This window comes from Bacillus sp. NTK034 (assembly GCF_017303275.1).
Lineage (GTDB): Bacteria > Bacillota > Bacilli > Bacillales > Cytobacillaceae > Cytobacillus.
This window is the reverse complement of sequence record NZ_JAFKOJ010000003.1, coordinates 221,445-246,031: the sequence shown is the minus strand read 5'-3', so window position 1 is coordinate 246,031 and position 24,587 is coordinate 221,445. Positions and strand designations below refer to the sequence as shown.

Here is a 24,587-nt window from a genome sequence, read left to right as displayed (position 1 = left end):
TTCCTTCCTCCTTTTTTATTTTGGCAGACTTTGTAAGACATTTTTATATTGTTCTGCAAGTGATTCCCAACTCAGCTCTTGTTCAGCATATTTATATGCATTATTTACGATATTCAACGATATATTTGGACTATTAACCAAACTAGGAATCTTATTTGCAAATTCATTTAAACTGCAAATAATTGCATGATTTCCATTTGAAATTTCGTAGCCTCTCGCTCCAAAGTTTGTTGTTATAACCGGAACTTTCTTCCCAAAATATTCTGCAAGCTTCATATTTGAGCCAGAACCTGTGATAATTGGATTTATAGCAGCATCTGCTACTCTTAAGAGAGCATCTTTAAACTCTTCATTTAATGTTTTAAAATGTAAAACATTTTGAGGCGGTGCTTTTCCAGCTGAGTTACAAACCGATCCAATAATTAAAAAGTAATAATTTTTTAAGTTCAAAGCCAAATCTTGTTCTATATACTGTAAGGCCTTCACGTTCGGGTAATGATTGCTGCCAATAAATACAATAACCGGAGCTCCTTTAAAGAGATTTTTAATGCTTGAAAAGTCATCGTTAAAATAATCATTATCTTTTAGTTTTATACCATTTTTTATAGTAGCAATCTTTTTTGGATTCATATGGAACATCTCTATGAATTGGTTTTTATCCTCAGTTGACACCGTTATTACTAGGTTGCTTTTTTTTAATGCAAGTAACTCTATTTTTTTCACTTGATTAATTAAAAATTTGTACATGGGATGGCCCTTTAATATTTCACTTTTAAGTTTTGTCTCTACATTTAAGCTTTCATATATCAACGGTTTACTTTGAAGATCTTGTATTAAAGGAATCATATAAGGGTGAGCAGTAACTATAAACTCAGAATTTCTATAAAGTAACTTGGTTATCTTCATTAGTAAATTGTTTTTTGTGCACATATAAGAATTAACAATATCACTTACACTTATATGAAACTGCTTTTTTATTTTCATGTTTTCTTGAATATGTTCAGGTGTTTTTGGAATACTTACTTCAAGAAAGTTCTCTGTAATTCGCTTTTTTTCAATCACTTTAGCATTTGTAAAGCAAAGTAAAATAATTTTATAATATTTTGATAGGCCAGAATATAATTGTTTAAGTCTAACTTCTCCTCCTGATAATGCTGTGGACACTTTAAAATCATTAAGGACAAGAATATTTTCTCTTTTTTTTCCTTTTGTGATATTATCAATTTCCTTCTTAAATTTTAAAACTATTCCTTTCCAAGAATAGTTTTGGTCGATGTGTTTTTTTCCCTTCATTGCGATAGTCTTTAATCTTTTCCTATCTTTTATCGCTGTATCTAAAATTGCTGCAAAATTATTTTTGTCAGCCGCTAAATAATCTTCACCTGAAGTCAAATTGAGGCCGCGAACTCCCATTTCTGTTGAAATTAAAGGCAGACCCGCTGAAAGGAATTCAACAGTTTTTAAATTAGTGCCTCCACCAGAAAACATTGGATTTATAGCAAAATCTGAATTAGAAAGAAGTTCTTTTTTCTGTGAGTTGCCAATTCTCCCCAAAAGTTCTACATTACTTCTGCTTACATTTTTAAATTGATTACAGCAATCACCTGCTATAACAAAATTTATATTCTTGCACTTCACTGCAAGATTATTGATGATAAAATTTACAGCTTCATAATTCGGGGGATGTTTGCTTCCAATGAAAAAGGCAGTGGGCTTTTGCCGGTGGTGTTTTGTCGGGATATTTGTCCATTCTTCAGGAACGATGCCATTGGGGGCAAGTTTTATTTTGTCTATATTTACACCATAAGATTTAACAAAGCCTTTCCTGTCCTCCTCTGATACTGCAAAAACCAGGTCAGCCAGCAATACCATCTCTTTTTCAACTTCAAAAAAATACTTAGTATACTTTTTTGCTTCAACTCCATCCCACATCTGCTTTGCCAGATCTGCCTCATTGTTATAACTGTTATATATTCTTGGTTTCTCATCAAATCCAAAAAATAAGTCGTAACCCAAGGTAAATGGTGAATCATGAATTATAATATCGCTTTGTTCGTATAGATTAAGAAAAACTTCGTGATACTTATTTGGATAATTGGACGCCAAGGTTGAAACTAAAGCAGAATATTCAATTCCAACCTTTCCGCGTAACTCTTTGTTAAGGCGACCGTGAATATCTAAATCATTTGGGACTAAATATTCCCTGAAGGTTTTCGAATATTCAACAATCCTTACTGATTTATGAGGGTGTGATGAAGAAATGAGGGTTACATCATAATGATTACTTAATTCATTATAAAAGTGAAAATACCTGTGTTCACCTCCGGTAGCAGGAGGGTTTTTCGCAGGGAAAAAATTAAGAACAAGGATTTTTTTCATATGCTTAATTCCCCTTTACTTTTTACAAACAAGAATTTAAAAATAGGCTCTATTTTTAAAGGTTGTTGTTTTTGTTTAAGAATTCTGCCCGTAGATTTCCACTGCAGGTACAGAGCGAACCCACGGGAAGAATGTGAGCCTCCCCTGCTTCGCCTGCAGGGTATTAAAGTTCCCTCTCCTCCCGCAGGACATGGAATAAGCTTCCTCGAATGTTCAACCGCAAGCAGGAAATGCGTCAGCATTTTCGAAGATGGAGTGCAAACAGCGAAGGTCAATTCTGCAAATTAAACTAAATTATGAAAAAGCAATAAACATTTGAAAACAGCCTTGAAAAAAACTGCCCTTATTTTTTAGAGTTTCTCTTTAAATCTTCTTCTACCATCATTTCAATCAAGTTTTCAAAGCTTACTTTAGGCTCCCAATCCAACTGTTCTTTGGCTTTTTGGGGATTTCCTATTAATAAATCAACTTCTGCCGGACGGAAAAATTTCTCATCGGCAACAACATAATTCTCCCAATTCAGTCCAGCATAGTTAAACGCAGTTTGTACCCATTCCCTTACAGTATGTGTTTTGCCGGTAGCGATTACATAATCATCAGGACTGTCCTGCTGCAGCATTTTCCACATGGCTTCAACGTAATCACCAGCAAAACCCCAGTCTCTTTTTGCATCCAGATTTCCTAAACGGAGCTCATTTTGAATTCCCAGCTTTATTTTTGCAACAGCATCAGTTACTTTCCGTGTCACAAACTCAATTCCTCTTCTTGGTGATTCATGATTAAACAATATCCCCGAGCATGCAAAAAGATTGAAACTTTCTCTATAATTTACTGTAATCCAATGCCCATAAACTTTTGCCACACCGTAAGGACTGCGTGGATAAAAAGGAGTCACTTCAGTTTGTGGGGTTTCTACAACTTTTCCAAACATTTCACTGCTGGAAGCTTGGTAAAAACGAGCATCCAAATCAGATAAACGAATTGCTTCCAGCATATTTGTGACTCCGAGCCCTGTTACCTCTCCTGTGTAAATCGGCTGTCTCCAGGAGTCGCCAACATAGGATTGAGCAGCTAGATTATAAACCTCATCAGGTTTCGCTATCTTAATTGCTTCGGTTAAGGATGTTTGGTCGCGAAGATCCCCTGATAAAAATTCAATTTCGTCTTTTATATGTTTTATATTTTCATAATTTTGTGTTGCTGTTCTTCTTTTAAGTCCATAAACTTTGTAGCCTTTATCTAGAAGTAAATCAGCAAGATAAGATCCATCCTGTCCGGTTATACCAGTAATTAATGCTTTTTTCATGATATACTCCTTTCCAAACTAGTATATTGCCAGGTAACTTAATATTTTAACTGCAGATTATAATTCTTAAATGACCCAGCTTATTTTCATTATATGATTAAGAAGGACAAGAGTTACGAACTTTGGAACATTATTCCAATCCAACAATATAATTAAATGTGTATATTAATAGCATTTTCGAACTCTCTGCTTCACCTCTTTGATGGCAATTGGCCAATTTGATTTAGCCGCAATCGGTACTTTTCACCGATTGCTTTAGATGACAATTTAGTTTCAATAGTCCTCTTTCCAACTAATCCAATTTTATCGGCGTATTTTTTATCGAATACCAGCTTTCTCATCGATTGAGAAGCCTGTAAAAGGTCAGGTTCCGCCCATCGCTGATTAGATGTGTATGGGCCATAATCCTGTCCAATATTTTTTAAAGTAAAATCGACTAAACAGGAATTGTTATTATTCATGAATTCCAGGTTGCCAGACCAATTTGTAGCTATAACCGGCTTACCTAGAAACATGGCTTCTGCCAAAGGTAATCCAAATCCTTCGGATCTATGAAGAGAAACATAGCTGTCAGATACATATAGCAAACCATTTACCGTTTTCCGATCAAGTACTTTATCGATAAAAATTATGTTTTGATATTCCTCACATTTTTGTTTAAGCACCTCAAGCTGACTGGAATTGGAACCATTATTAATTTTAATAGCGAGTGCAACTGAATGGTTTTTTCCGGGAAAAGCCATCTTAAATGCATCTATAACTGCCATTGGGTTTTTTCTTCCCAATGTACTGCTAACGTCGAACATTGTAAAAAATAAAAATTTATTTTCCGGAAGATTGAAGTCTTTTCTGGTAATTACTGAAGGTATTTCTACGAAAATAGAGTGAGGAATTGTAATAACCGGCTTTCGAGTTCTACTTGAAATAACATTTGAGGTAAAACTGGAAGGAACCCAGACTTCATTAATTAATCGAAGGCTTTTTAACCAGGTACCAGGGAGTTTTTCCAGTTCCCAATGCCAGTACCCAATATTATATCGGTTCAAAAACCATTTCTTTGGCAAGTTGTTTTTTTTATAATGTATAAAAAACTGGTCAGAATTTATAAAAAAGATATTCGTATTAAAAATTGGTTCTTGTACTTCCTTGTGTATCCAGGAGAAGTCATTTTGCCTGGCTGGACAATGCGAAAAATTTATTATGCAAAAAGGGATTCCTGCCGATTGCAGTGCCCTTGCAGCTGAACGGCATGCTTCCCCTAATCCAAATTCAGCTCGGGCATATCCGATCAAATTGACACCTTTCTTCATAGATCAATGTCTTCCTTTCCCTACCTGAATTTTGTTTTCCAGTCAAACCCGATCAAAGGATCATCCCAAGCTATTCTTTTCTCATCAGGTTTTTCTTTATCATAAGAACAAGTTGTAAAATAAATAATTACCGCAGGCTTTTCCCCCAGGACTCTATAACCATGTGCAACACCCTTTGGAATAAGGAGCATAATTTGATTCTCTTCACCCATGTAATAGACTTCGGTCTTACCAAAGGTAGATGAATTTTCTCTTAAATCATGTAGTACCACTTGTGCATTACCTGAAGGAAAGAACCATAAATCATCTTGTTTTTCATGGTAATGAAATGCTTTTATTACGCCTGGATAGCTCATAGACCAGGAAGCCTGCCCAAACCTTGACAGCAACTCCGGCTCATCATCCCTGATAAGCTCGGCAAAAAATCCCCGGTCGTCACAATGCTTTATAAGCTGTTTAGTTTTTACGCCTTCTATCATTTGCTTAACTCCTTCCGTATAAAGTCTTTCAATGCATACTCCCAATGCCTTGGAGTCTTAATGCCTTGATTATTAATTGCCTTATGTTCCATGACTGAATATGCGGGCCTTGGTGCGGGAACACCATATTCTGCACTGGTTATAGGCTGCACTCTGGCAGGGTCATAACCTGCTTCTTCAAAAATTCGTTTTGCAAATGTAAACCATGTACATGAGCCTGTATTGCTAAAGTGATAAATACTATTTTCCTTATCAATTAATTGTTCAATAACTGCTGCTAAGTCATTAACATAGGTTGGTGACCCAATCTGATCATTGACAACTTTTATTTCTCTGTTTTCCTTTCCCAGTTCAAGCATGGTTTTTACAAAATTTTTCCCTTCATGTCCGTAAAGCCATGAAGTGCGGATAACCGTAGCATCACTATTGGTTAGCACTATCCGTTCTCCAAGCCATTTGCTCATTCCGTAGACCGACAGAGGATTTGGAATGTCATCCTCCGTATAAGGACTTTGTTTTTTCCCGTCAAAAACATAATCTGTACTTATATAGATAATTCTTGCATTTACTTTTTTCCCTGCTGAAGCTATATATCCGGCACCTAAACTATTGACTTCAAAAGCTTTCTTTCTCTCTGATTCACATTTATCTACTGCAGTATAAGCTGCTGCATGTATAATAATATCGGGTTTCAGCTGGTTAATTATGAGGTCTGCCTTTTCTTTATTTGTTATATCGAGATCTCCTTTTCCCAGACTGTAGCTATGATGCTTACTGCTTAAGGATTTTTGCAGTTCCCTGCCTAATTGACCTTCACCGCCAGTGATTAATATATCTATTTTCCTCACCTTTTTCTTTTAGCATCTGGATTTATACCAATTAATCGTTCTGCTGATCCCTTCTTCAAATGAAACCTCAGGCTTCCAACCGACTTCCTTTGATATTTTGCTTGAATTCATTGCATATCGCCTGTCATGGCCTTTACGGTCGTCAATATACTTGATAAGACTCTTATCTTTATTTAACTGGTTTAAAATAATTTGGATAACCTCCAAATTTGTTTTCTCATTATTACCGCCAATATTATAAATTTCACCTGCAATTCCCTTTTCTAAGACCATTTCTATGCCCCTGCAATGATCTTCTACAAAAATCCAATCTCTTATGTTTAATCCATCTCCATATAAAGGAATTTCCTGGTTATTAAGAGCGTTTGTAATTGTTTTAGGGATAAGCTTTTCTGTATGCTGCAAAGGTCCATAATTATTGCTGCATCGTGTAATGATAAGAGGAAGCTGATAGGTTTCATAAAAAGAGCGGACAAGCAAATCAGAGCTGGCTTTACTTGCGGAATAAGGATTATTGGGTGCAAGAGGAGTCTGTTCTGTAAAGGGAGAATCTCCTGGAGAAAGGGAACCATATACTTCATCTGTTGAAATATGAATCATTTTATCTGCTTTTCCTTTTAAGACTGCCTGCAATAAATTAAATGTTCCTTGAATATTAGTCCTGATAAATGGATGTGCGTTAAGAATACTCCTATCCACATGTGTCTCAGCGGCAAAGTTAATAATGGCATCATATCTCAAATCAAAAACTTCATTTAATTCCACTTCATTTCCTATGTCACATTTAATAAAACGATAATTATTAGAAATCTCAAAGGCCTGAATTTCCTTTTTATTTGAAGCATATGTCAAAGAATCTATATTAGTAATATAATAGTTTTTGTTCATTAGTATTCTTGAAATGAAGTTTGAACCAATAAATCCTGCTCCACCAGTGACAAGAAGATTTTTAACCATTATTATCCTCTTCTTTCCTATTTTCATAAATAAACTTTTGAGCCAAAAATAAAGAATGATGGGTTCCTGCATCAATCCACCAGCCATTTAAAACATCATACTCCAGCTGGTTTTTTTGTATATACAGATTGTTTACATCTGTAATTTCCAGCTCATTTCGTTCGGATGGCTGAATGTTTTTGATAAGATTGAATACTTCCTCATCGTACATGTATATTCCAGTTACACAATAATAAGAAGGCGGGATGCTTGGCTTTTCATGAATAGAAAGTATTTTCTTTTCAATTAAATCTAATTTCGGAACACCGTAACGTGTCGGGTTGCTGACTTTCTTTAAAAGAACCCTCGCCCCGTGCTTCTGGTTTTCGAAAGCTTTTAAATGGAGTGTTAAAGTATCTTCAAACAAATTATCACCCAGTACCACTGCGAATTTTTCTTTATTTATATAATCCCGTGAAGCTAAAAGTGCATCAGCAATCCCTCCCCCTTCATTTTCCTGGGCCCGAAATGTAAGTTTTACATTGAATTCCCTTCCATCACCTAAAACCTCTCTAAATACGCTCAAGTCCTTTTCATTTGTTATGATAAGTATCTCCTGGATACTTGCTTCCCTTAATTTGATAATTGGCCAATAGATCATAGGATAGGGGCCAACCGGCAATAGATGTTTATTTATGATTTTAGTAAAAGGTAAAAGACGTGTTCCTGTCCCTCCCGCAAGAATGATTCCTTTCAATTTAGATGTCTCCCTTCGCAAACTCTTATCAAGAAAAGGCTCCATATTAATTAAAATCTTTAAAGAAACACTGATAGTCAGGGAATTTTCATTTGGGATATCGTATCGCTGTTTCTTTAAAGACTTTCTCTTCGTGTTGTTTCAATTTTGAATGATTGGCCTATGGCATTTCATAAAGTTCTTAGAAAATTTGTATTACCTTAAGGTACTACCTGTCTAAATTACTTTATGTTTTTTCGCTCTTATTGTTATAGGCAACTCCATTAATTCCTGTCCAAAATATTTGGCAAGCCGCTAATCTTTTCCCGAAAAATGTTAATTTATTGAAAAACGAGGCGAATATCTACGCAAAAAAGAATTTATCACATAGGTATAATATGATTACTTATTTGGAATTGTCAGGAGAGATTTCTATGAATATCGATGCAATTTTTTTATGCATCATTCTTTCCATCATGTTTTTTGGTCTTATTAAGGAATGGTTTTCGGCGGAATTTATGGTTTTTCTCACGCTGGCTATTCTTATATTTGCGGGAATTACAACTCCATCCGAAGCTTTTAAAGGTTTTGCAAACCCGGCAGTCCATACTGTTGCTTTCCTTTTTATTGTAGGAGCAGCTGTATCCAAGAGCGGCATACTGCACGTCATAATTCAAAAAATATTAAGCAAAAGTAAATCAATACAGTATGTATTGTTTCGCTTGATGGTGCCAACAAGTGCCATGTCTGCGTTTATGAATAACACTCCAATTGTAACCATGCTTATCCCCGTCCTTCAGAAGTGGGCAGCTGCAAACCATGTAAAACCATCTAAACTGCTAATTCCTTTATCCTATGCTGCTATTCTCGGAGGAACTATTACTCTAATAGGGACATCAACAAATCTAGTTGTTCAGGGTTTATTAATTGAAAAAGGCTTAAGCGGATTCAAAATGTTTGATTTTGCCTATATCGGCTTACCGATTACGGTTGCGGGAATTTTATATTTTGTAACGATAGGTCATCGGCTTCTGCCCGAGCGGGCACATAATTTTGAACTTTTTCATGATGGAAAGCTGCCTTTTATCCACAAATTTAGTGTCGAAAAAAATTCAACATTAATAGGAAAAAGCATAATGGATGCTATGCTTCGCAATCTGGAACAATTATTTTTGGTTGAAATAATCCGAAGCGGGAAACCCATTATTCCTGCACCAAATGATGAAACCATTCAGGAAGGTGATATTCTTGTTTTCTCAGGAAACCCTGATGGATTATTAAAGGTATGCCATATTATTGGATTAAGACGCGTTCTGGGGAACAAAGGGAATCATATTAACCTTCCTGCTACTTTTTTAGAAGTTGGAATTTCAGAAAAATCTCCTTTAATCAATATAAAAGTTAAAGAAAGCAATTTTCGGTCAAGGTATAATGCAGCAATTGTAGCCATTAAAAGAAATGGAAAGTTTATAACTTCGGGTATTGGAAATTTTGTGTTAAAGAAGGGAGATACACTTTTATTACTGGCTAAAAATGATTTTTTGAGGACATGGTCGAATGCTGAAGATTTCTATTTTATCTCTCCTATTGAAAGTAAATATAGAAATAAAAAAAAGGAAAAATTTGTGGTCATATTGATTCTTATAGGAATCATTATTTCATCGGCATTTCAGCTGATATCCATATTCAGCCTGGCATTAATTTCTGCGCTAATCGTGATTTTAACAAAAGTTATTACTGTTAACGAAGCAATAAAATCCATAAACTGGAGTGTCATCATTATTATGGGGAGCTCTATTGGAATTGGCAACACCATTGAATCTACTGGCCTGGCAAAATTTATAGCTTCCTTTCTAGCAATGTTTCAGAGTTTTACGGGCATAATAGGAATTTTGTTTTTATTCTATCTAATTACTTTAATCATGACTGAACTCCTTAATAATCTTGCTACAGCTGCTATTATGTTTCCTATTGGCTATACCGTTTCCCTTCAGTCCGGTTTAGATCCAAAGATGCTTGCAATGCTTACAGCCATATCCGCTTCATGCAGTTTTCTTACCCCGATAGGCTACCAAACTAATTTACTTGTATATGGTCCAGGGGGCTATAAATTTTCAGACTTCATTAAAGCTGGGCTCCCTTTGAGTTTGATATGTATGGTTCTATCTGTTTTTATTGCCTATTGGATTTGGATTTAAGATCAGATTTAAAGGAGGAAACAAGATTGGGAAGTAAGGATAAAAATCAACATATAGTCTGGCACGATTCAGTAATTAAAAAGGAAGACAGGCAGAAAAAAAACGGCCATAAAAGTCTGATGGTTTGGTTCACCGGACTCTCCGGTTCCGGTAAATCAACAATAGCCAATGCTTTGCAGGCAGAACTATTCAAACAGGGAATCTATGTCTATCTTTTGGATGGTGATAATCTTCGCCATGGAATCAATAGAAATTTATCCTTCTCAGAAACTGACAGGAAAGAAAACATAAGGAGAACCGCAGAAGTCGGCAAACTTTTTGTTGATGCTGGTGGGGTAATATTGGCAGCATTGATATCTCCATTTGAGGAAGATCGTCAGAATGCAAGATCATTATTTCTCGAAGATGAATTTATAGAAGTGTACGTAAAGTGCTCACTCCAGGAATGTGAGAAAAGAGATCCGAAGGGGCTTTATAAAAAAGCAAGAAGTGGTGTAATTAAGCAATTCACAGGGATTGACCAGCCTTATGAGGAACCTGTAAATCCGGAAATTACCATTGATACAGATAAGCTCACAATAAATGAAGCTGTCAAAAAAATTGAAACATATTTGAAAAAACGCCTAAATCTAGATCCTAATGAATAGGAGTGATAAAAGTTGACGATAAGTATTCCACATGGTGGAAAATTAATTGATAGAGTGGACTTGAGCTATGACCTTTCAAATATCGATGCTGAAATTGATATAGATGGCATGGCCTTATCAGATCTTGAATTAATTGCAAATGGGGCTTTTAGTCCGTTAACTGGATTTATGGGACAGACTGACTATCAATCAGTTATAAATACGATGAGATTAGAAAATGGAACCATCTGGAGTATCCCAATTACTCTTCCGATCTCTAAAGAAGCCTTAGGGAAACTTAAAATTGGTGAAAGGATAAAGCTTAAACATAAAAACAAAGTATATGGGGTTTTGGACCTTCAAGAGGTTTATAAACCTGACAAAACAGAAGAAGCCATTAAAGTTTTTCAAACTGCCGATCATCGTCATCCAGGGGTAAAAAAGCTTTTTGATCGTTCAGAATTTTACGCAGCTGGACCTGTAACATTAACAACAATACCAACCAAACACCATGGATTCCAAAAATATTCCAAAACGCCATCAGAAACAAGGAGAATTTTTATAGAGAACAATTGGAAAACTGTTGTCGGCTTCCAAACAAGAAACCCGGTGCACAGAGCACATGAATATATCCAAAAAACCGCTCTTGAAACGGTGGATGGCTTATTTTTGAACCCGCTGGTTGGGGAGACAAAATCAGATGATATTCCAGCAGATATTAGAATTAAAAGTTACGAAGTGCTCCTAAAAAACTATTATCCAAATGACCGGGTTTACTTGGCTGTTTTTCCAGCTGCAATGAGATATGCAGGTCCAAAGGAAGCTGTTTTCCATTCCCTGGTACGTAAAAATTATGGCTGTACTCACTTTATTGTAGGTAGAGATCATGCCGGTGTTGGAGAATATTACGGAACATACGATGCACAAATAATCTTTGACCAATTCAGCCCTGAAGAATTAGGAATTGTCATCCTGCCATTTGAACATAGCTTCTACTGTTTGAAATGCGGAAATATGGCGTCAAGCAAAACTTGTCCTCACACGAAAGAACACCATCTCCACTTATCAGGCACAAAAGTGAGGGAAATGCTGCGCAGCGGAAAGACACCCCCTCCCCAATTTAGCCGACCGGAAGTGATTGAGGTTTTAATTAATGGCTTAAGAGATACTTAAAATAAAAGGACTCCGGAGCAATCCGGAGTCTTTTACATTTAGAATCTGTTATTGGATATCACATACATAATGGAAGATTTCTTATATTATGTGATATCCGAATTCCCCAATCATATGTTCATCACTATGAAAGTCTGAACCGCCTGTAATAAATTTATTGTATTGACCAGCCATTTTTTTATATCGTTTGACATCATTCTTATCATGCTTTCGATGCCACACTTCAATTCCATCCACTGGAAGCTTCAATAGCTCAGCAATAATATGATCATCATGTACAAGCCTTGGGTGAGCCAGTACAGCTTTTCCCCCTGCGTTTTGAATTAATGTTATCCCTTCTAAAGGGCTTAGCTTCAATTTGTCTTCACTGCAGGGTTTTCCATCTCCAAGATATAAATCGAATACTTCTTGAGTATGTTTTGCATACCCCTTTTCCACCACTGCTTTTGCAATATGCGGACGGGCAATGACTTCTCCCTTGCTGTACTTTCTGACATCTGCAGAAGTAATGACCATCCCAAGGTCGCAAAACTTTTTAATAATAACCTCCGAACGATTCTCCCTATGTTCTCTAATTCGCTCTAATACCTTTGATAACTCCGGAGTTTCATTTATTCCATAGCCTAAGATATCAATAGTTTTATCTTTATATTTTGTACTTAATTCAATTCCGGGAATCACGGTTATTCCAAAGGCTTTTCCAGCATTTATTGCTTCACCGATTCCCTTTGTTGTGTCATGATCTGTTATGGCAATTGTATTCATGCCTTTCTCAGCAGCCATTTGAACAACTTCACTCGGAGAATATTTCCCATCAGAAGCTGTAGTATGAAGGTGGAGGTCGAAGTTCCCTTTTTCTACTACCTTTTTAATGTCCAAGTCTTCCTCTCCTTACAAAATACGAAATTCCTATTTTTTATTAAACAAACGGATTAAGAGTCACTCTTGATTGTCCTCTTCCATTTTCTTCAATATCCCTTTTATTTCTTGTTCGAATGACTTGTGGCAAACTAAAAGTCCATCTTTTGTAGAAGCAATGATTAAATCCTCGGCCCCAATAACAATTGTCTTCCTATCCTCTGTTTTTATTATACAATTTTTTGATGACAATACATGAATATTACCCTGAAGAAGATTCATGTCGTCTTCCTTTTTTATCAAGCGCTCTAAAGAAGTCCAGCTGCCGACATCATCCCATTGGATATCTGCAGGTATCATAAATTTTGATTCGGCCTTTTCAATAATTGCATAATCCACAGAAATTTTCGGCAGATTGGCATACTCAGAGGCATTCCCTTTGAGATATCCTGCGATATTTTTTGTGATTTGCGGCTGGAATTTGTCCATATAATAGACAATAGTTGAGGGCTTCCAAATGAATATTCCGCTGTTCCAAAAAACATTTTCTTGTCTCAGCAATGCCTCTGCCTGATTTTTATTTGGCTTTTCGATGAAGGAATGTACTTTTAAAACCTTCTGATTTATTTCCTTATGAGTCTGGATATAGCCATAGCCAGTTTCTGCACGAGTAGGTTTGATTCCTAACGTTACAATGGATAAATCAGATGAAGCCGCAGTTTCGGCTAATGTAAAAAGTTTATAAATAGAATCATTATCTGGCAAATAATGGTCTGATGGTACTGCAGCAAACACTTCATCATCATTCTCTTTTAAAAACGTTAAAGCTGTTAAAGTGACACAGGGCCCCGTATCCCTTTGATATGGTTCCAGAATCAGCTGCTGTTCCGGCACTTCCAATTGTGCTTTAACTAGAGGAGCATACTCTTCCGTTGTCACGATATAAATTTTATCCTCCGGGAGCCATTCCCTAAAACGGTTATAGGTTTGCTGAAGCATTGTTTTTTCATTGATTAACCTAAGAAATTGTTTAGGCTTTTCATTTACACTCAGCGGCCAAAACCTTGTCCCTTTTCCGCCTGCCATAATGACGACTTTCAATATAAACACCTCATTACATTAATTAAAAGCTATATTATTGTATGTGTTTAAAAGAAAGTCGCCTGGTGTTCAGCCTTGTTCAGTGCAATATGGGTATTTTACTCTTTAATAATGATACTTTTTTACTTTTTTAGATTCCTGACCTTTTCAATTTCATTCATTACCTTCTTCTCAAGCTTAATTAAGAACCTTTCACTCCATTTTTTCGAAAAGCTATTCACAGAGAAATAAATTTTTAATTTTGGTTCTGTACCCGAGGGCCTAATAGCAAACCAGGATCCATCCTGCAAATAAAATTTAATCATATTCGTCTTTGGCAGCTGAGTAAGTTTTTCTTGACCTGTCAGCAAGTCTAGCATTGTCCCCAACTTAAAGTCTTCAATTAAATTTATTTTTAAACCCGCAATCTCTTTTGGCGGGTTTACTCTTAAATAGGTTAGGACGCCGGCAATTTCCTCACTTCCCTCCTTGCCTTTCAAGAGGATCGACTGCAGGGACTCCTGGTAATATCCATAACGAGCATATAGGTCATATAAAGCATCGAACAGTGTTTTGCCTTTTGATTTATAATAGGCCGCCACTTCAGCAGCAAACACGGCTGCTTGAACAGCATCCTTATCCCGTACAAAATCGCCAATTAAATATCCGTAGCTTTCTTCGTACCCGAATTGAAATAGATAGTCTCTATTTTCTTCAAATTCTTTAATTTTTTCACCAATATATTTAAATCCTGTCAGTGTGTCGATTACTGTTATTCCAAAATCCTCTGCAATGGCTCTGCCGATATCAGAAGTAACAATGGTTTTAATAACCGCACCATTCTTAGGAAGGATTCCCAGCTTCTTTTTTTCGGATAATAAGTAATAGAGCATAATAGCCCCAAGCTGATTCCCTGTTAAAATCTCATAATCTCCTTGTTCATTTTTCACTGCAACTCCCAGCCTGTCTGCATCCGGGTCTGTAGCCATTAAGATATCCGCATCCATTCTCTTTCCATATTGAATGGCCATTTTGAAGGCTTCATGCTCTTCAGGATTTGGTGATTCTACTGTTCTGAAATCAGGATCAGGTTCAGCCTGCTCTTTTACTAGTGTAATGTTATGGAAGCCAAAAGTTTGCAATCCTTCACAAACAAGTCTTTCAGCTGTACCATGAAGAGGTGAAAAGACAATTTTTAAGTCCTTGCCTTCTTTTCTGGCAAGATTATTATCTAATTGTATCGTCTTTAATTTTTCCAGATAAGCATTATCAATTTCTTCCCCTATGAAAGTTAGAAGTCCCCTGCTCTTCAGTACTTCTTCATCCATCACCTGGACCGCTAATTCATCTTTAATCCCGCTGATATAACCGGTGATCTCTTCAGCTGCTGAAGGGGTGATCTGTCCTCCATCTTCCCCATATACTTTAAAGCCGTTATATTCAGGGGGATTATGGCTTGCAGTAATCATGATACCTGCAATTGCGTTTAAGTGACGGACGGCGAAAGATAATTCAGGTGTTGGTCTTAGCTCATGGAACAGATACACTTTTATTCCCTGCATTCCCGCTGTCTTTGCGGCTTCCATGGCAAACTCTGCTGATTTCCGGCGGCAATCATATGCGATTACAAATCCGCGTTTCTTTGCGGATTCCCCTTTTTGTGAAATGTAATCAGCAAGACCTTTTGCCGCCTTGCGGACTGTGTAAATATTCATTCGGTTTGTACCCGGTCCCAATTCTCCCCTGATTCCTCCAGTACCAAATTCTAAATCTTTATAGAAGCAGTCCTCTAATTTATACCGGTCCATATCCAACAGTAAATTCTTTAATTCTTTGTCTAAATTTTTATGGGAAAGCCATTTTTCAGCCTTTGAACTCCATGTCACCATTCGATGATCTCCCTTCTTTATATAGTCCTATATTATATGAAGAAATTCTTAGAATGGCTGTCCCATGGCCTATGTGAAGATGACAGCTTTACATCCTGCGGACTACACTCCAATTTCATAGCAAAAACATCTTTCTGAACCAGCGCCTGTCCCTTCCGCTCCACACACAATTCTACAGCTTTATTAATACTTCTGTAATTAACCTCTAAAAAAATGATCAAGGCAGCAACAATGATAAATAGGTATTTTCTCATATTTTTCCTCCTGCTTCATTTATTTTCAAATGATTGACATAATATTTGTTATAATAAATCCAAAGAGAAATATGAGAATATTCTAACTAAATATTGAGTGGACGAGGCGATTTTGTTGCTGATATTCTTCAAGGTTGCAGTTTGGATTATTGTCGCTTGTCTCGGTTTTTATGTTATTTCTGTATGGTTATGGGAAAAGAAAGTAAAAGAAAGAATGTCAGTCATAAGGAAAACCTGGTATATCCTTTATGTGCTTGGTGCAGTTGTTTACTGGACGAACAAACCAGGTTCCATTTTTTCCGATTGGCAGAACTACCTGATTGTCGCGGTAATATTTGCTCTGGTCGATGCCTTTGTTTTCCTGGGATCTTATCTGAAAAGAGTCGGAAATAACGAATTAGCAACAGACACTAGAGAATTGCTTGAAGAAAATAGTGATCTATTGAACTCGCATATGAATAAACTGAAATCGTTTCAGTATTTATTGAAAAATGAGCCCATTGACATTTATTATGGAAACAAGGAAGCGTATCTTGCCGGCATTGAAAAACTTCTGGCTGACTTTGCGGAAAAAGTGGATATGAAGATAGCTTTATGCAAATACACAACAGAAGAAGAAAAGGACTATCTGCTTGAGCACTACACCGATAAAGCTTTGATTCATAGCCGTCTGGACCGCAGGGAAGTTTATTATGATGCTGAAGAAAGACTGGCGCTGATTCCTTTTTCCATTCTCGAAGATGACTATGTAATTAAACTTACCTCCGATCAATTTGTTACAGAATTCGACTATTTGCTTTTCACTTCACTCATATCAATATACGATCTAATGCTCCCTGCCGAACAGGAGGACGAAGACCATGAAGGAACCAGCGAAGAAGAAAACGGAGAAACCTGAGTTGCATGCTAAAAACACCATGAAAACTCTCAAAAAAAAATCCCGGGTCAGCCTTCCGGGTTTTGAAGTAAGTCCCCACACCGAAAGGATATTAAAAAAGAACAAAAGATTAATAAGCGTTTATACCAAAACTAAGGCTTGAGCATACTATATGGCGTGGGAGGAAATTTCTTCCGCGCCCTATTCATGTTCAATTGAAGGGGACATATAATAAAGATAAAAAGGGCTGATTTCAATGAAAAAACTGACCAAGAAAGTGAAAAATATTAACTTCCCCACATTCTCGGTTTCACCATATACCAAAAACCTGTCAAAAAAAACAGAGGCTGCCATACAGGATTTAAACAAAGGGCTAAAGCCTCCGAAAAATAATGCATAATAAAAACCGCCTTCCAAGAAGACGGTTATTTGATAAAAAGCTTCACCTTTTTTAATGCATCTTTTGTGGTCGGATATCGGAATGGCAAATCGAATCTGGTGGTTTGCTTCAGAATGCTTTTTTCATGTGAAAACACATCAAAGCTTCCCTTTCCATGATAAGCTCCAATCCCGCTCTCCCCTACTCCCCCGAAAGGCAGATAAGGTGAACTAAGATGATAAACGGTATCATTAATGCATCCCCCTCCAAAGGAAATGCTGCTTAGAATCTGGTTCTGGACACCCTCACTTTCTGTGAAGATATATAGCGCTAAAGGTTTCGGGCGTGCTGTAACCTCTGCCATCATCCCGGACAAGTTATCATATTCGAGCACCGGCAAAATCGGTCCAAATATTTCATCCTGCATGACTTCATCAGCCCATGTAATATTATCGAGAACTGTTGGTTCGATGCTTAGAGAATGTAAATCATGCCCGCCGCCATGAACAGTGATACCACTTGTTAAAAATTTGGTGAGACGGCTAAAGTGTCTTTCACTGACGATTCTCGTAAATTGGCCGGATGTAATCGGATGTTTTCCATAAAGCTCCTGTATGGCTTGTTTTAGTTCATTCAGGAATTCTTCTTTTATACTGCACTGTACATAAATATAATCAGGGGCCACACAAGTTTGGCCGGCATTAATATATTTTCCCCAGGCAATTCTCTTCGCTGCAAGCTTCAAGTTGGCATCTTCATGCACGATGCAAGGACTCTTCCCTCCCAATTCAAGGGTAATGGGAGTAAGGTGCCTGGATGCTGCTTCCATGATGATTTTTCCGACAGGGACACTGCCTGTAAAGAAAATATAATCCACCTTTTCATTTAGCAGGGCAGTGCTTGTTTCTGCGTCACCTTCAACAACTGAAATATACTCCTGCGGGAAATGATTGCTGATCATTTTTGACAGCAAGGCCGAAGTTTGCGGCGTTAATTCTGATGGCTTCAGAACTGCGCAATTCCCTGCGGCTATTGCTCCGATCAGGGGAGCAATCGCGAGCTGAAAAGGATAATTCCAGGGCGCTATGATTAGCGCAACTCCATAAGGTTCTGGATATATATAGCTTTTCGAGCCGAGTTGGGCAATTGAAGACTTTACTTTTCTCGGTTTTGCCCATTTTTTTAAATGTTTCAACGTAAAGCGGATTTCCTCCAGCAGGATTCCAATCTCCGTCAAGTACGCATCAAACTCACTTTTATTAAGATCCGCCTTTAACGCATCCATCAATTCCTGCTCATGCTGCTTAATGACCGAACGAAGCTTTCCGAGGGCCTCTATTCGAAATGTGACATCTTTTGTTTTACCCTGGGTGAAGAAATTTCTTTGTTTTTGAATGAGATCCGCGTAGTTTTCCAAAGGAATACCTCCAGATGGGACTAGGTTTTAAGGATATATTATCATCTTGGCAAGCGGAAATACATAAATAGGTATACTCCCAATGCAAAAAAAATGCCGGCCATAAGGCCCGGCATTTGAAATATTATCTCGGCAGCTTAAAGAATTCGCTGCTTTCACTATAGTTTCCTGCCAGCCTTCCTAGCGGCTGCAGTTTTTCTAAGTTCACTTTATAATTACCGAGGTAGTACTCATCATCAATATGATAATATACCATTCTCCCGATAATCAGATGATCGCTTCCCAGCTTAATAATTTGTTCCAGCTTGCATTCCATATGGATTGGTGCTTCTTTTACCCTCTTAGGGGCGACTAAATGACTTTCAGCAGCCGAAAGCCCTGCAGCTTCAAACTCATCAGCATTACTCGGGAGATTCTCTGCACTTTTTTGCATTTGGTTTCCCAATGGAGCAGGAACAACGTTGATGACAAACTCTTTTGTCGCCCGGATGTTGACCAATGTATCTTTTTCTGTTCCTTCCCTGTCGCCCACGCCAGGTCCAATAGAAATACAGAGCATCGGAGGATTTCTTGAAGCAACCGTGAAAAAACTGAAGGGTGCGAGATTCTGGCCCCCTTCCTGTGATACAGTGGAAACCCACGCAATCGGTCTTGGGACGACAGATCCGGTTAATAATTTGTACACTTCTTTTTCTCCAAGGTCCGAAGGGTTAAATTCCAAACGGATCACTCCTTCCACTTTTAAATAACAAAGTTATTCTTTTTATTCATAATGGATAATACTGTCAGTAAAGTAAAAACAATAAACATCATACCTGTGATTAAGAACCACCCGGAAGAAAATTGCCCCGTCTTATCCACGATTAATCCGAACAAGGGCGGAATTATAATGGCGCCAGCTGATCCCAGTGTGATACTGATCCCGCTTGAGATGCCAGCTTGTTCTCTCGGCACCAATTCACTTGCAAGATTCATCCAGATTCCATTAAAACCTGAAGCTGCAAATCCAAACAGAGCTGTAATGGGAGCCATTACCCAAAAAGGGGCTGAAGTTATGACAGCAGCTGACGTACTTGCCAATGCGGTAATAATGGTAATAATCATAAGAATTACAACACGCTTTCCTTCAAACAGCCTATCGCTAATAACTCCCCACGCAACCCTGCCAATGGTACCGGATATTTCAGATATAACCAGGAGAATACCTGATAAAAAGATTGATATCTTCAGCTGTTCATAGGCAAACAAAACAATATACGTATTTAAGCACATTTGTGTGCCATTCAAACCGAGAGCACTAAAGCTTATCAGCATCAAGGCTTTATTTTTAAACATTTTAAACATTGATTTGTAAAATTGGAGCAAACTCATGCTGCTGCCCTTCGCTTGTTCCAGTTCGGGCGGATCCCGGTAATAATGATAGGAGACGAATCCGCCCGCCAATAAAAGAAGGCAGGCCGTAAGAAGTACAAATCTCCAGCCAAAAGTGACACTAAGCGGAAGCAGAATCAAACTGGCCAGAGCCGATCCAGCCGTGATGCCGGTTTGTTTTATTCCCATTGCTGTTCCCCGCTGTTTGAGAGGAAACCAATAAATGATGCCTCTATTGGTGATCGGGTGCATGGACCCATACCCAATTCCGCCGATAACAATCAATAACAGGACAAGCCAGAAATCATGAAGCAATGTCATGAACAGAAAGCCCAACCCCATTAAAGCAGACGCCAGCACCAATAATTTACGGGATCCTGCAAGGTCAGTCAGGAAGCCGGCAGGAACAGAAATGATCGCCTGGCCCAAAAAGAGAGCCGCCGGGAGCATGCCAATTTGCGACTTGGTCAAGGAAAGATCCTCACCGATTAAGACTCCCAGCGGTCCAATGCTTCTGCCGACAAATGCTACCATCAGCTGTGCCAGCAGAAGGAATAATAGCATTTTCCATGGATTTTCATTGATGGCAAATTGCTTTTCTGCCAGTGAATTACTCATAATTAATCATCTCTTTTTTGGCTATTATGCCTTTAAATTGATTGCAGTCAAATCTTCCTCCAGTACTTTACTCTTTGATACAGCTGGAGCTAAAAGGGAGCCTGCAATACAGATAAAGAAGTTCAGTCCTAACCCAATGACGCCGCCGTGGATTCCATATATGGTTTTGTAGCCTGTAAGAGTAAGCACTCCTGCTAATATTGCGCCTGCAAGCATTCCCCAGAAGACAGCCTTTCCTGATAAGCGCTTCCAATATAAGCCCAGTACAAAGGCCGGGAATACCTGAACAAGCAATTCGAACTTTAAGACGAAAATTTCATATAGCGTTCCCGGAGGATTCCAGGCAATCCACAGAAGAAAGATGATCGCAATGATTCCGCATACTTTCCCGACCATGACCTTCTTATGTTCAGATGCCTTAGGATTGATGAATTTTCCATATACGTCATTCGAAAGCATGGATGAAAAGCTGAGCAGAACAGAGTCGGCTGTAGAAATAATGGCAGCTACAATCCCGCCAAAGAAGATGATCATAATCCAGTAATAAAATGGATTAATGGCGGCAATCTCATTGGCCATCAGACCTACGAGCTGTTCAGAACCCGTCTTATCCAGTCCTGGAAAAAGCATAATTCCAATAATACCTACCATAAATACAAGCCCTGTTGTAATTGGCGGCATCCATGCCATGCGGGCAAAGGATTTTTTCAATGTTTTCTCGCTTTGCGCAGAATAGATTCTTTGAACAGCGTGCGGATAAATACTTGCTCCCAGTCCAACAAGCACGAGCATACTCAGCCAATTGATATTCACTTCCATTGGAGGAACTGCCGTTTTTGCCGGCTCCAGTTCTGCTACATACCTTGTAACATCAGAGAAATTTCCACCTACGAGATACAAGCCGCCGATGAGGAAGACAATGATTCCAATCATTAGGACAATGCCTTGCATAACATCAGTAAAAGCAACCGCCTTCATTCCGCCCATCCACTCATAGGCAAGCATAACAGCTACAAAGACGATAACAGCTATTTGGTATGGGATCGTGCCGCCTGTCATCCCCGACACAGCCTGGCCAATCGCTACAAGCTGTTCTAAAAGATAGTTTCCAAGCCCCCAAAGCATAAGAAAAATACTAAGCAATGTGACTGCTTTCGATTTGAAGCGGTGATCGATCCAGTCAGTAGGTGTAACAAAGTTTCTTTTCTTTGCAATGACATATAATCTTGGTGCAAACAGTAAATAGATTCCGATAATGATTGTCATAAATGAAATGGACTGAATCCACGAGAAACCTGTCCTATATGCTGTTGGGGCATATCCGACAATGGTATTCCCGCTATATTGCGTCGCATATAAGGTGAAAAAGAGTGCGATAAAACCGAGATTCCTTCCGGCAAGATAGTACCCTGAAAGACTGTGATGAAGGTTCTTCTCACCTCTGCCCGATAAGTATCCAATTAACAGCATGATTATGGCAAAGGCTGATAAAATAATGATCCCATCTGTGCCTGCAAAAGCTAAATCATTCATGATTTATCCCCCTTTGCTTTTTCGGCTTCTTCCTGTTCCTCTACGATATTCCACTCATTCACACAAAGCCAGCTTAAATATCCGCACATGATAATGGAAAAAGCTGTCGAGATAAATGCCCATAACGGAAACCCGAGAATATAGGGCTCAGCTGCTGCATTCGGAAAATACCAGGGTACTACGCCAAGTGTAATGATGGCGAGGACTATCCAAATCCATTTTTTTCGAATAGGTTCTTTTATCGTTCTGTTTTCCATATGACTTCCTCCCTTTTGCTGAAATTTAAACCTCCAGCTTATAGAAAATCTTATGTGCCGATTCATAGGAGTCTATTAATTCAGCTGATTGAAGGGTTGCCCCGATTTCGTCCAGCCCCTTTAACAGCTGATCTTTTCGATAAGAAACGATATCGAATTCGACCATGTACCCGAAGGAGTCCTCAATTCTTTGATTCTCTAAATCTACGCTCAGCTGATAACCAGGTGATTCATTGCTTTTTTGAAACAAAACTTCAATATCCTTTTCAGGCAAGACTATTGGCAGGATGCCATTTTTAAAACAATTATTATAGAAAATATCTGCGAATGATGATGCCAGGATCACTCTAATCCCATATTCTGCAATCGCCCAGGGTGCGTGCTCTCTGGATGAGCCGCAGCCAAAGTTTTTCCTTGCCAGCAGAATCGGTGCATTCCGGTAAGGTTCCCGATTTAGAATGAAATCCGGTTTTTCCCTGCCATCTTCGTATCGCCATTCGTAGAAGAGGAATTCGCCAAACCCAGTTCTTTCAATTCTTTTTAAAAACTGTTTTGGAATGATGGCATCTGTGTCAACATTTGCAGCATCAAGCGGAGCAGCTATGCCTGTAAATCTGGTAAAAGACTTCATTGTACACTGACCTCCTTGCTATATTTAACAGGCCACTCCCTTACATCTATAAACCGGCCGGCAATCGCTGCTGCAGCAGCCATTTCAGGACTGACCAAATGGGTCCTCGCATTTCTTCCCTGCCTGCCTTCAAAATTCCGGTTGGAGGTCGATGCGCAGCGTTCTTCCGGAAGAACCAAGTCCTCATTCATACCGAGGCACATGCTGCAGCCCGCTTCTCTCCATTGAAAACCGGCTCTTATAAAAATTTGGTCGAGCCCTTCAGCTTCAGCCTGCATTTTTACAAGCTGTGAACCAGGAACAACTAGCGCTTCCACCTGTTCAGCAACTTTGTAACCGTTTACGATTTTTGCCGCTTTTCGAAGATCTTCTATCCGGCTGTTTGTGCAGGAGCCGATAAAGACTTTATTGACAGCAATTTCTGTGATGGGTGTTCCTGGCTGAAGGTCCATGTACTTTAATGCTTTTTTAGCTGGACCTATTTGATCTGCTTGCAAATCTTTCGTTAGAGGTATAACTTTTGTAATACCTGCTACCTGGCCCGGATTTGTCCCCCAGGTAACCTGCGGGATTACTTCAGCTGCATTAAAGTCAGCAGTCAGATCAAATTCGGCATCTTCGTCAGTATAATATTTCTTCCATTCTGCAAGCGCTTCCCCCCACTCGATTCCATCAGGAACAGCTTGTTTCCCTTTTAAATAGTTAAAGGTTTTTTCGTCAGGCTGAATCAGCCCTGCCCTTGCTCCCATTTCAATGCTCATATTGCATACGGTCATCCGCTCTTCCATTGTTAAATTACGAATCGCCTCACCGCGATACTCCACAACATAGCCTGTTGCAAAATCATGACCATACCTTCCAATGATTGAAAGAATCAGATCTTTGGCAGTCGTTCCTTGCGGCAAATTGCCGTGTATATTTATGGCTAATGTTTTAGATTTAAATTGCTTTATTGTTTGAGTGGCAAGGACATGTTCTACTTCACTCGTGCCAATGCCAAAGGCAAGTGCGCCGAAAGCTCCATGTGTAGAGGTATGGCTGTCGCCGCAAACGATGGTCATCCCGGGCTGTGTTAGCCCAAGCTCAGGAGCAATGACGTGTACAATTCCCTGATTTCGGCTATCCAGGTCAAAAAGCTGTATACCGAACTCTCTGCAGTTTTTTGTCAGAGCGTCGACTTGCCTTTTGGCGATTTGATCTTTAAAAGGAAGGGAACGGTCAGTTGTTGGAATGCTGTGATCCATGGTAGCCACAGTCAGATCCGGCCTTCTCACCTTGCGATTCTTGATTCTTAAGCCTTCAAATGCTTGAGGTGATGTGACCTCATGTACTAAATGAAGATCAATGTACAAAAGGGAAGGCTTATCCTGTTCCTCCACGACTGCATGCTTTTCCCAGATTTTCTCGTATAAGGTCCGCCTCATTCTGAAGC

At 38.6% G+C, this 24,587-nt stretch carries 23 protein-coding genes; 5 read left to right on the top strand and 18 right to left on the bottom strand.

From position 1 onward, the window contains the following. Positions 1–15 precede the first annotated feature (15 nt). From JI665_RS11930 to JI665_RS11900, 7 genes are all read right to left on the bottom strand, one after another. Complete coding sequence (locus JI665_RS11930; RefSeq protein ID WP_206839601.1) at positions 16–2,379, bottom strand: glycosyltransferase family 4 protein; 2,364 nt, start codon at positions 2,377–2,379, stop codon at positions 16–18. Between the two features lie 343 nt (positions 2,380–2,722). Further along, on the bottom strand, positions 2,723–3,685 hold the full coding sequence (gmd, locus tag JI665_RS11925) for a GDP-mannose 4,6-dehydratase (RefSeq protein WP_206839600.1): 963 nt from the start codon (positions 3,683–3,685) through the stop codon (positions 2,723–2,725). Positions 3,686–3,876: 191 nt separating this feature from the next. Next, positions 3,877–4,995 (bottom strand): glycosyltransferase family 4 protein, encoded by a 1,119-nt coding sequence (locus tag JI665_RS11920; RefSeq protein WP_206839599.1) that lies wholly within the window; start codon positions 4,993–4,995, stop codon positions 3,877–3,879. A 20-nt stretch (positions 4,996–5,015) separates the two neighbouring features. Beyond that, the gene (locus JI665_RS11915; RefSeq protein ID WP_206839597.1) at positions 5,016–5,474 is read right to left on the bottom strand and encodes a dTDP-4-dehydrorhamnose 3,5-epimerase family protein; all 459 of its coding nucleotides are present in this window, start codon (positions 5,472–5,474) and stop codon (positions 5,016–5,018) included. Beyond that, positions 5,471–6,322, bottom strand: coding sequence for a dTDP-4-dehydrorhamnose reductase (rfbD, locus tag JI665_RS11910; protein ID WP_312886181.1), 852 nt, complete (start codon positions 6,320–6,322; stop codon positions 5,471–5,473). Before rfbD ends, JI665_RS11915 begins: the two co-directional genes overlap by 4 nt. A gap of 9 nt (positions 6,323–6,331) precedes the next feature. Further along, positions 6,332–7,279 (bottom strand): dTDP-glucose 4,6-dehydratase, encoded by a 948-nt coding sequence (rfbB, locus tag JI665_RS11905; protein WP_206839595.1) that lies wholly within the window; start codon positions 7,277–7,279, stop codon positions 6,332–6,334. Further along, entirely contained in the window at positions 7,272–8,015 is a 744-nt protein-coding gene (locus JI665_RS11900) for a sugar phosphate nucleotidyltransferase (protein WP_206839593.1), read from the bottom strand. The genes rfbB and JI665_RS11900 overlap by 8 nt, the downstream gene beginning before the upstream one ends. 413 nt (positions 8,016–8,428) lie before the next feature. On the opposite strand from JI665_RS11900, the gene JI665_RS11895 reads away from it, so the two are divergent. Genes JI665_RS11895 through sat form a run of 3 tightly spaced genes read left to right on the top strand, consistent with a single transcriptional unit; the run spans position 8,429 to position 11,991 of the window. Further along, complete coding sequence (locus tag JI665_RS11895; RefSeq protein ID WP_206839592.1) at positions 8,429–10,192, top strand: SLC13 family permease; 1,764 nt, start codon at positions 8,429–8,431, stop codon at positions 10,190–10,192. A gap of 26 nt (positions 10,193–10,218) precedes the next feature. After that, a complete protein-coding gene (cysC, locus tag JI665_RS11890) occupies positions 10,219–10,839 on the top strand; it encodes an adenylyl-sulfate kinase (protein WP_244671158.1) in 621 nt (206 codons plus the stop codon). A gap of 12 nt (positions 10,840–10,851) precedes the next feature. Beyond that, positions 10,852–11,991, top strand: coding sequence for a sulfate adenylyltransferase (gene sat, locus JI665_RS11885; RefSeq protein ID WP_206839590.1), 1,140 nt, complete (start codon positions 10,852–10,854; stop codon positions 11,989–11,991). An 81-nt stretch (positions 11,992–12,072) separates the two neighbouring features. Here sat and JI665_RS11880 read toward each other — a convergent pair whose 3' ends face one another. The 4 genes from JI665_RS11880 to JI665_RS11865 all read right to left on the bottom strand — a co-directional run bounded on the left by JI665_RS11880 (position 12,073) and on the right by JI665_RS11865 (position 16,072). After that, on the bottom strand, positions 12,073–12,870 hold the full coding sequence (locus tag JI665_RS11880) for a PHP domain-containing protein (protein ID WP_206839589.1): 798 nt from the start codon (positions 12,868–12,870) through the stop codon (positions 12,073–12,075). Positions 12,871–12,930: 60 nt separating this feature from the next. Next, on the bottom strand, positions 12,931–13,950 hold the full coding sequence (locus JI665_RS11875; protein WP_206839588.1) for a mannose-1-phosphate guanylyltransferase: 1,020 nt from the start codon (positions 13,948–13,950) through the stop codon (positions 12,931–12,933). Between the two features lie 122 nt (positions 13,951–14,072). After that, a complete protein-coding gene (locus JI665_RS11870) occupies positions 14,073–15,815 on the bottom strand; it encodes a phospho-sugar mutase (protein WP_312886189.1) in 1,743 nt (580 codons plus the stop codon). A 35-nt stretch (positions 15,816–15,850) separates the two neighbouring features. Continuing rightward, a complete protein-coding gene (locus JI665_RS11865; RefSeq protein ID WP_206839586.1) occupies positions 15,851–16,072 on the bottom strand; it encodes a hypothetical protein in 222 nt (73 codons plus the stop codon). A 115-nt stretch (positions 16,073–16,187) separates the two neighbouring features. On the opposite strand from JI665_RS11865, the gene JI665_RS11860 reads away from it, so the two are divergent. Together JI665_RS11860 and JI665_RS11855 are read left to right on the top strand one after the other, a co-directional pair. Then, positions 16,188–16,970 (top strand): type II toxin-antitoxin system SpoIISA family toxin, encoded by a 783-nt coding sequence (locus JI665_RS11860; protein ID WP_206839583.1) that lies wholly within the window; start codon positions 16,188–16,190, stop codon positions 16,968–16,970. Further along, positions 16,933–17,112 carry a type II toxin-antitoxin system SpoIISB family antitoxin gene (locus JI665_RS11855; protein WP_206839581.1) on the top strand — a complete coding sequence of 60 codons (180 nt, stop codon included), beginning with the start codon at positions 16,933–16,935 and terminating at the stop codon, positions 17,110–17,112. The genes JI665_RS11860 and JI665_RS11855 overlap by 38 nt, the downstream gene beginning before the upstream one ends. A gap of 262 nt (positions 17,113–17,374) precedes the next feature. Here the strand turns inward: JI665_RS11855 and JI665_RS11850 are convergent, their stop codons facing one another. From JI665_RS11850 to leuC, 7 genes are all read right to left on the bottom strand, one after another. After that, positions 17,375–18,745, bottom strand: coding sequence for an aldehyde dehydrogenase (locus tag JI665_RS11850; protein ID WP_206839580.1), 1,371 nt, complete (start codon positions 18,743–18,745; stop codon positions 17,375–17,377). Between the two features lie 124 nt (positions 18,746–18,869). After that, positions 18,870–19,466, bottom strand: a complete 597-nt coding sequence (locus JI665_RS11845; protein ID WP_206839579.1) for a flavin reductase family protein — start codon at positions 19,464–19,466, stop codon at positions 18,870–18,872. Between the two features lie 20 nt (positions 19,467–19,486). Then, on the bottom strand, positions 19,487–20,734 hold the full coding sequence (locus JI665_RS11840; protein WP_206839578.1) for an MFS transporter: 1,248 nt from the start codon (positions 20,732–20,734) through the stop codon (positions 19,487–19,489). A 24-nt stretch (positions 20,735–20,758) separates the two neighbouring features. Further along, positions 20,759–22,267 (bottom strand): sodium:solute symporter family protein, encoded by a 1,509-nt coding sequence (locus JI665_RS11835; protein ID WP_206839577.1) that lies wholly within the window; start codon positions 22,265–22,267, stop codon positions 20,759–20,761. Further along, complete coding sequence (locus JI665_RS11830) at positions 22,264–22,524, bottom strand: hypothetical protein (protein WP_206839576.1); 261 nt, start codon at positions 22,522–22,524, stop codon at positions 22,264–22,266. Before JI665_RS11830 ends, JI665_RS11835 begins: the two co-directional genes overlap by 4 nt. A gap of 25 nt (positions 22,525–22,549) precedes the next feature. After that, the gene (gene leuD / locus JI665_RS11825) at positions 22,550–23,155 is read right to left on the bottom strand and encodes a 3-isopropylmalate dehydratase small subunit (protein WP_206839575.1); all 606 of its coding nucleotides are present in this window, start codon (positions 23,153–23,155) and stop codon (positions 22,550–22,552) included. Further along, the gene (gene leuC / locus JI665_RS11820) at positions 23,152–24,579 is read right to left on the bottom strand and encodes a 3-isopropylmalate dehydratase large subunit (RefSeq protein ID WP_206839573.1); all 1,428 of its coding nucleotides are present in this window, start codon (positions 24,577–24,579) and stop codon (positions 23,152–23,154) included. The genes leuD and leuC overlap by 4 nt, the downstream gene beginning before the upstream one ends. Between the last annotated feature and the right edge of the window lie 8 nt (positions 24,580–24,587).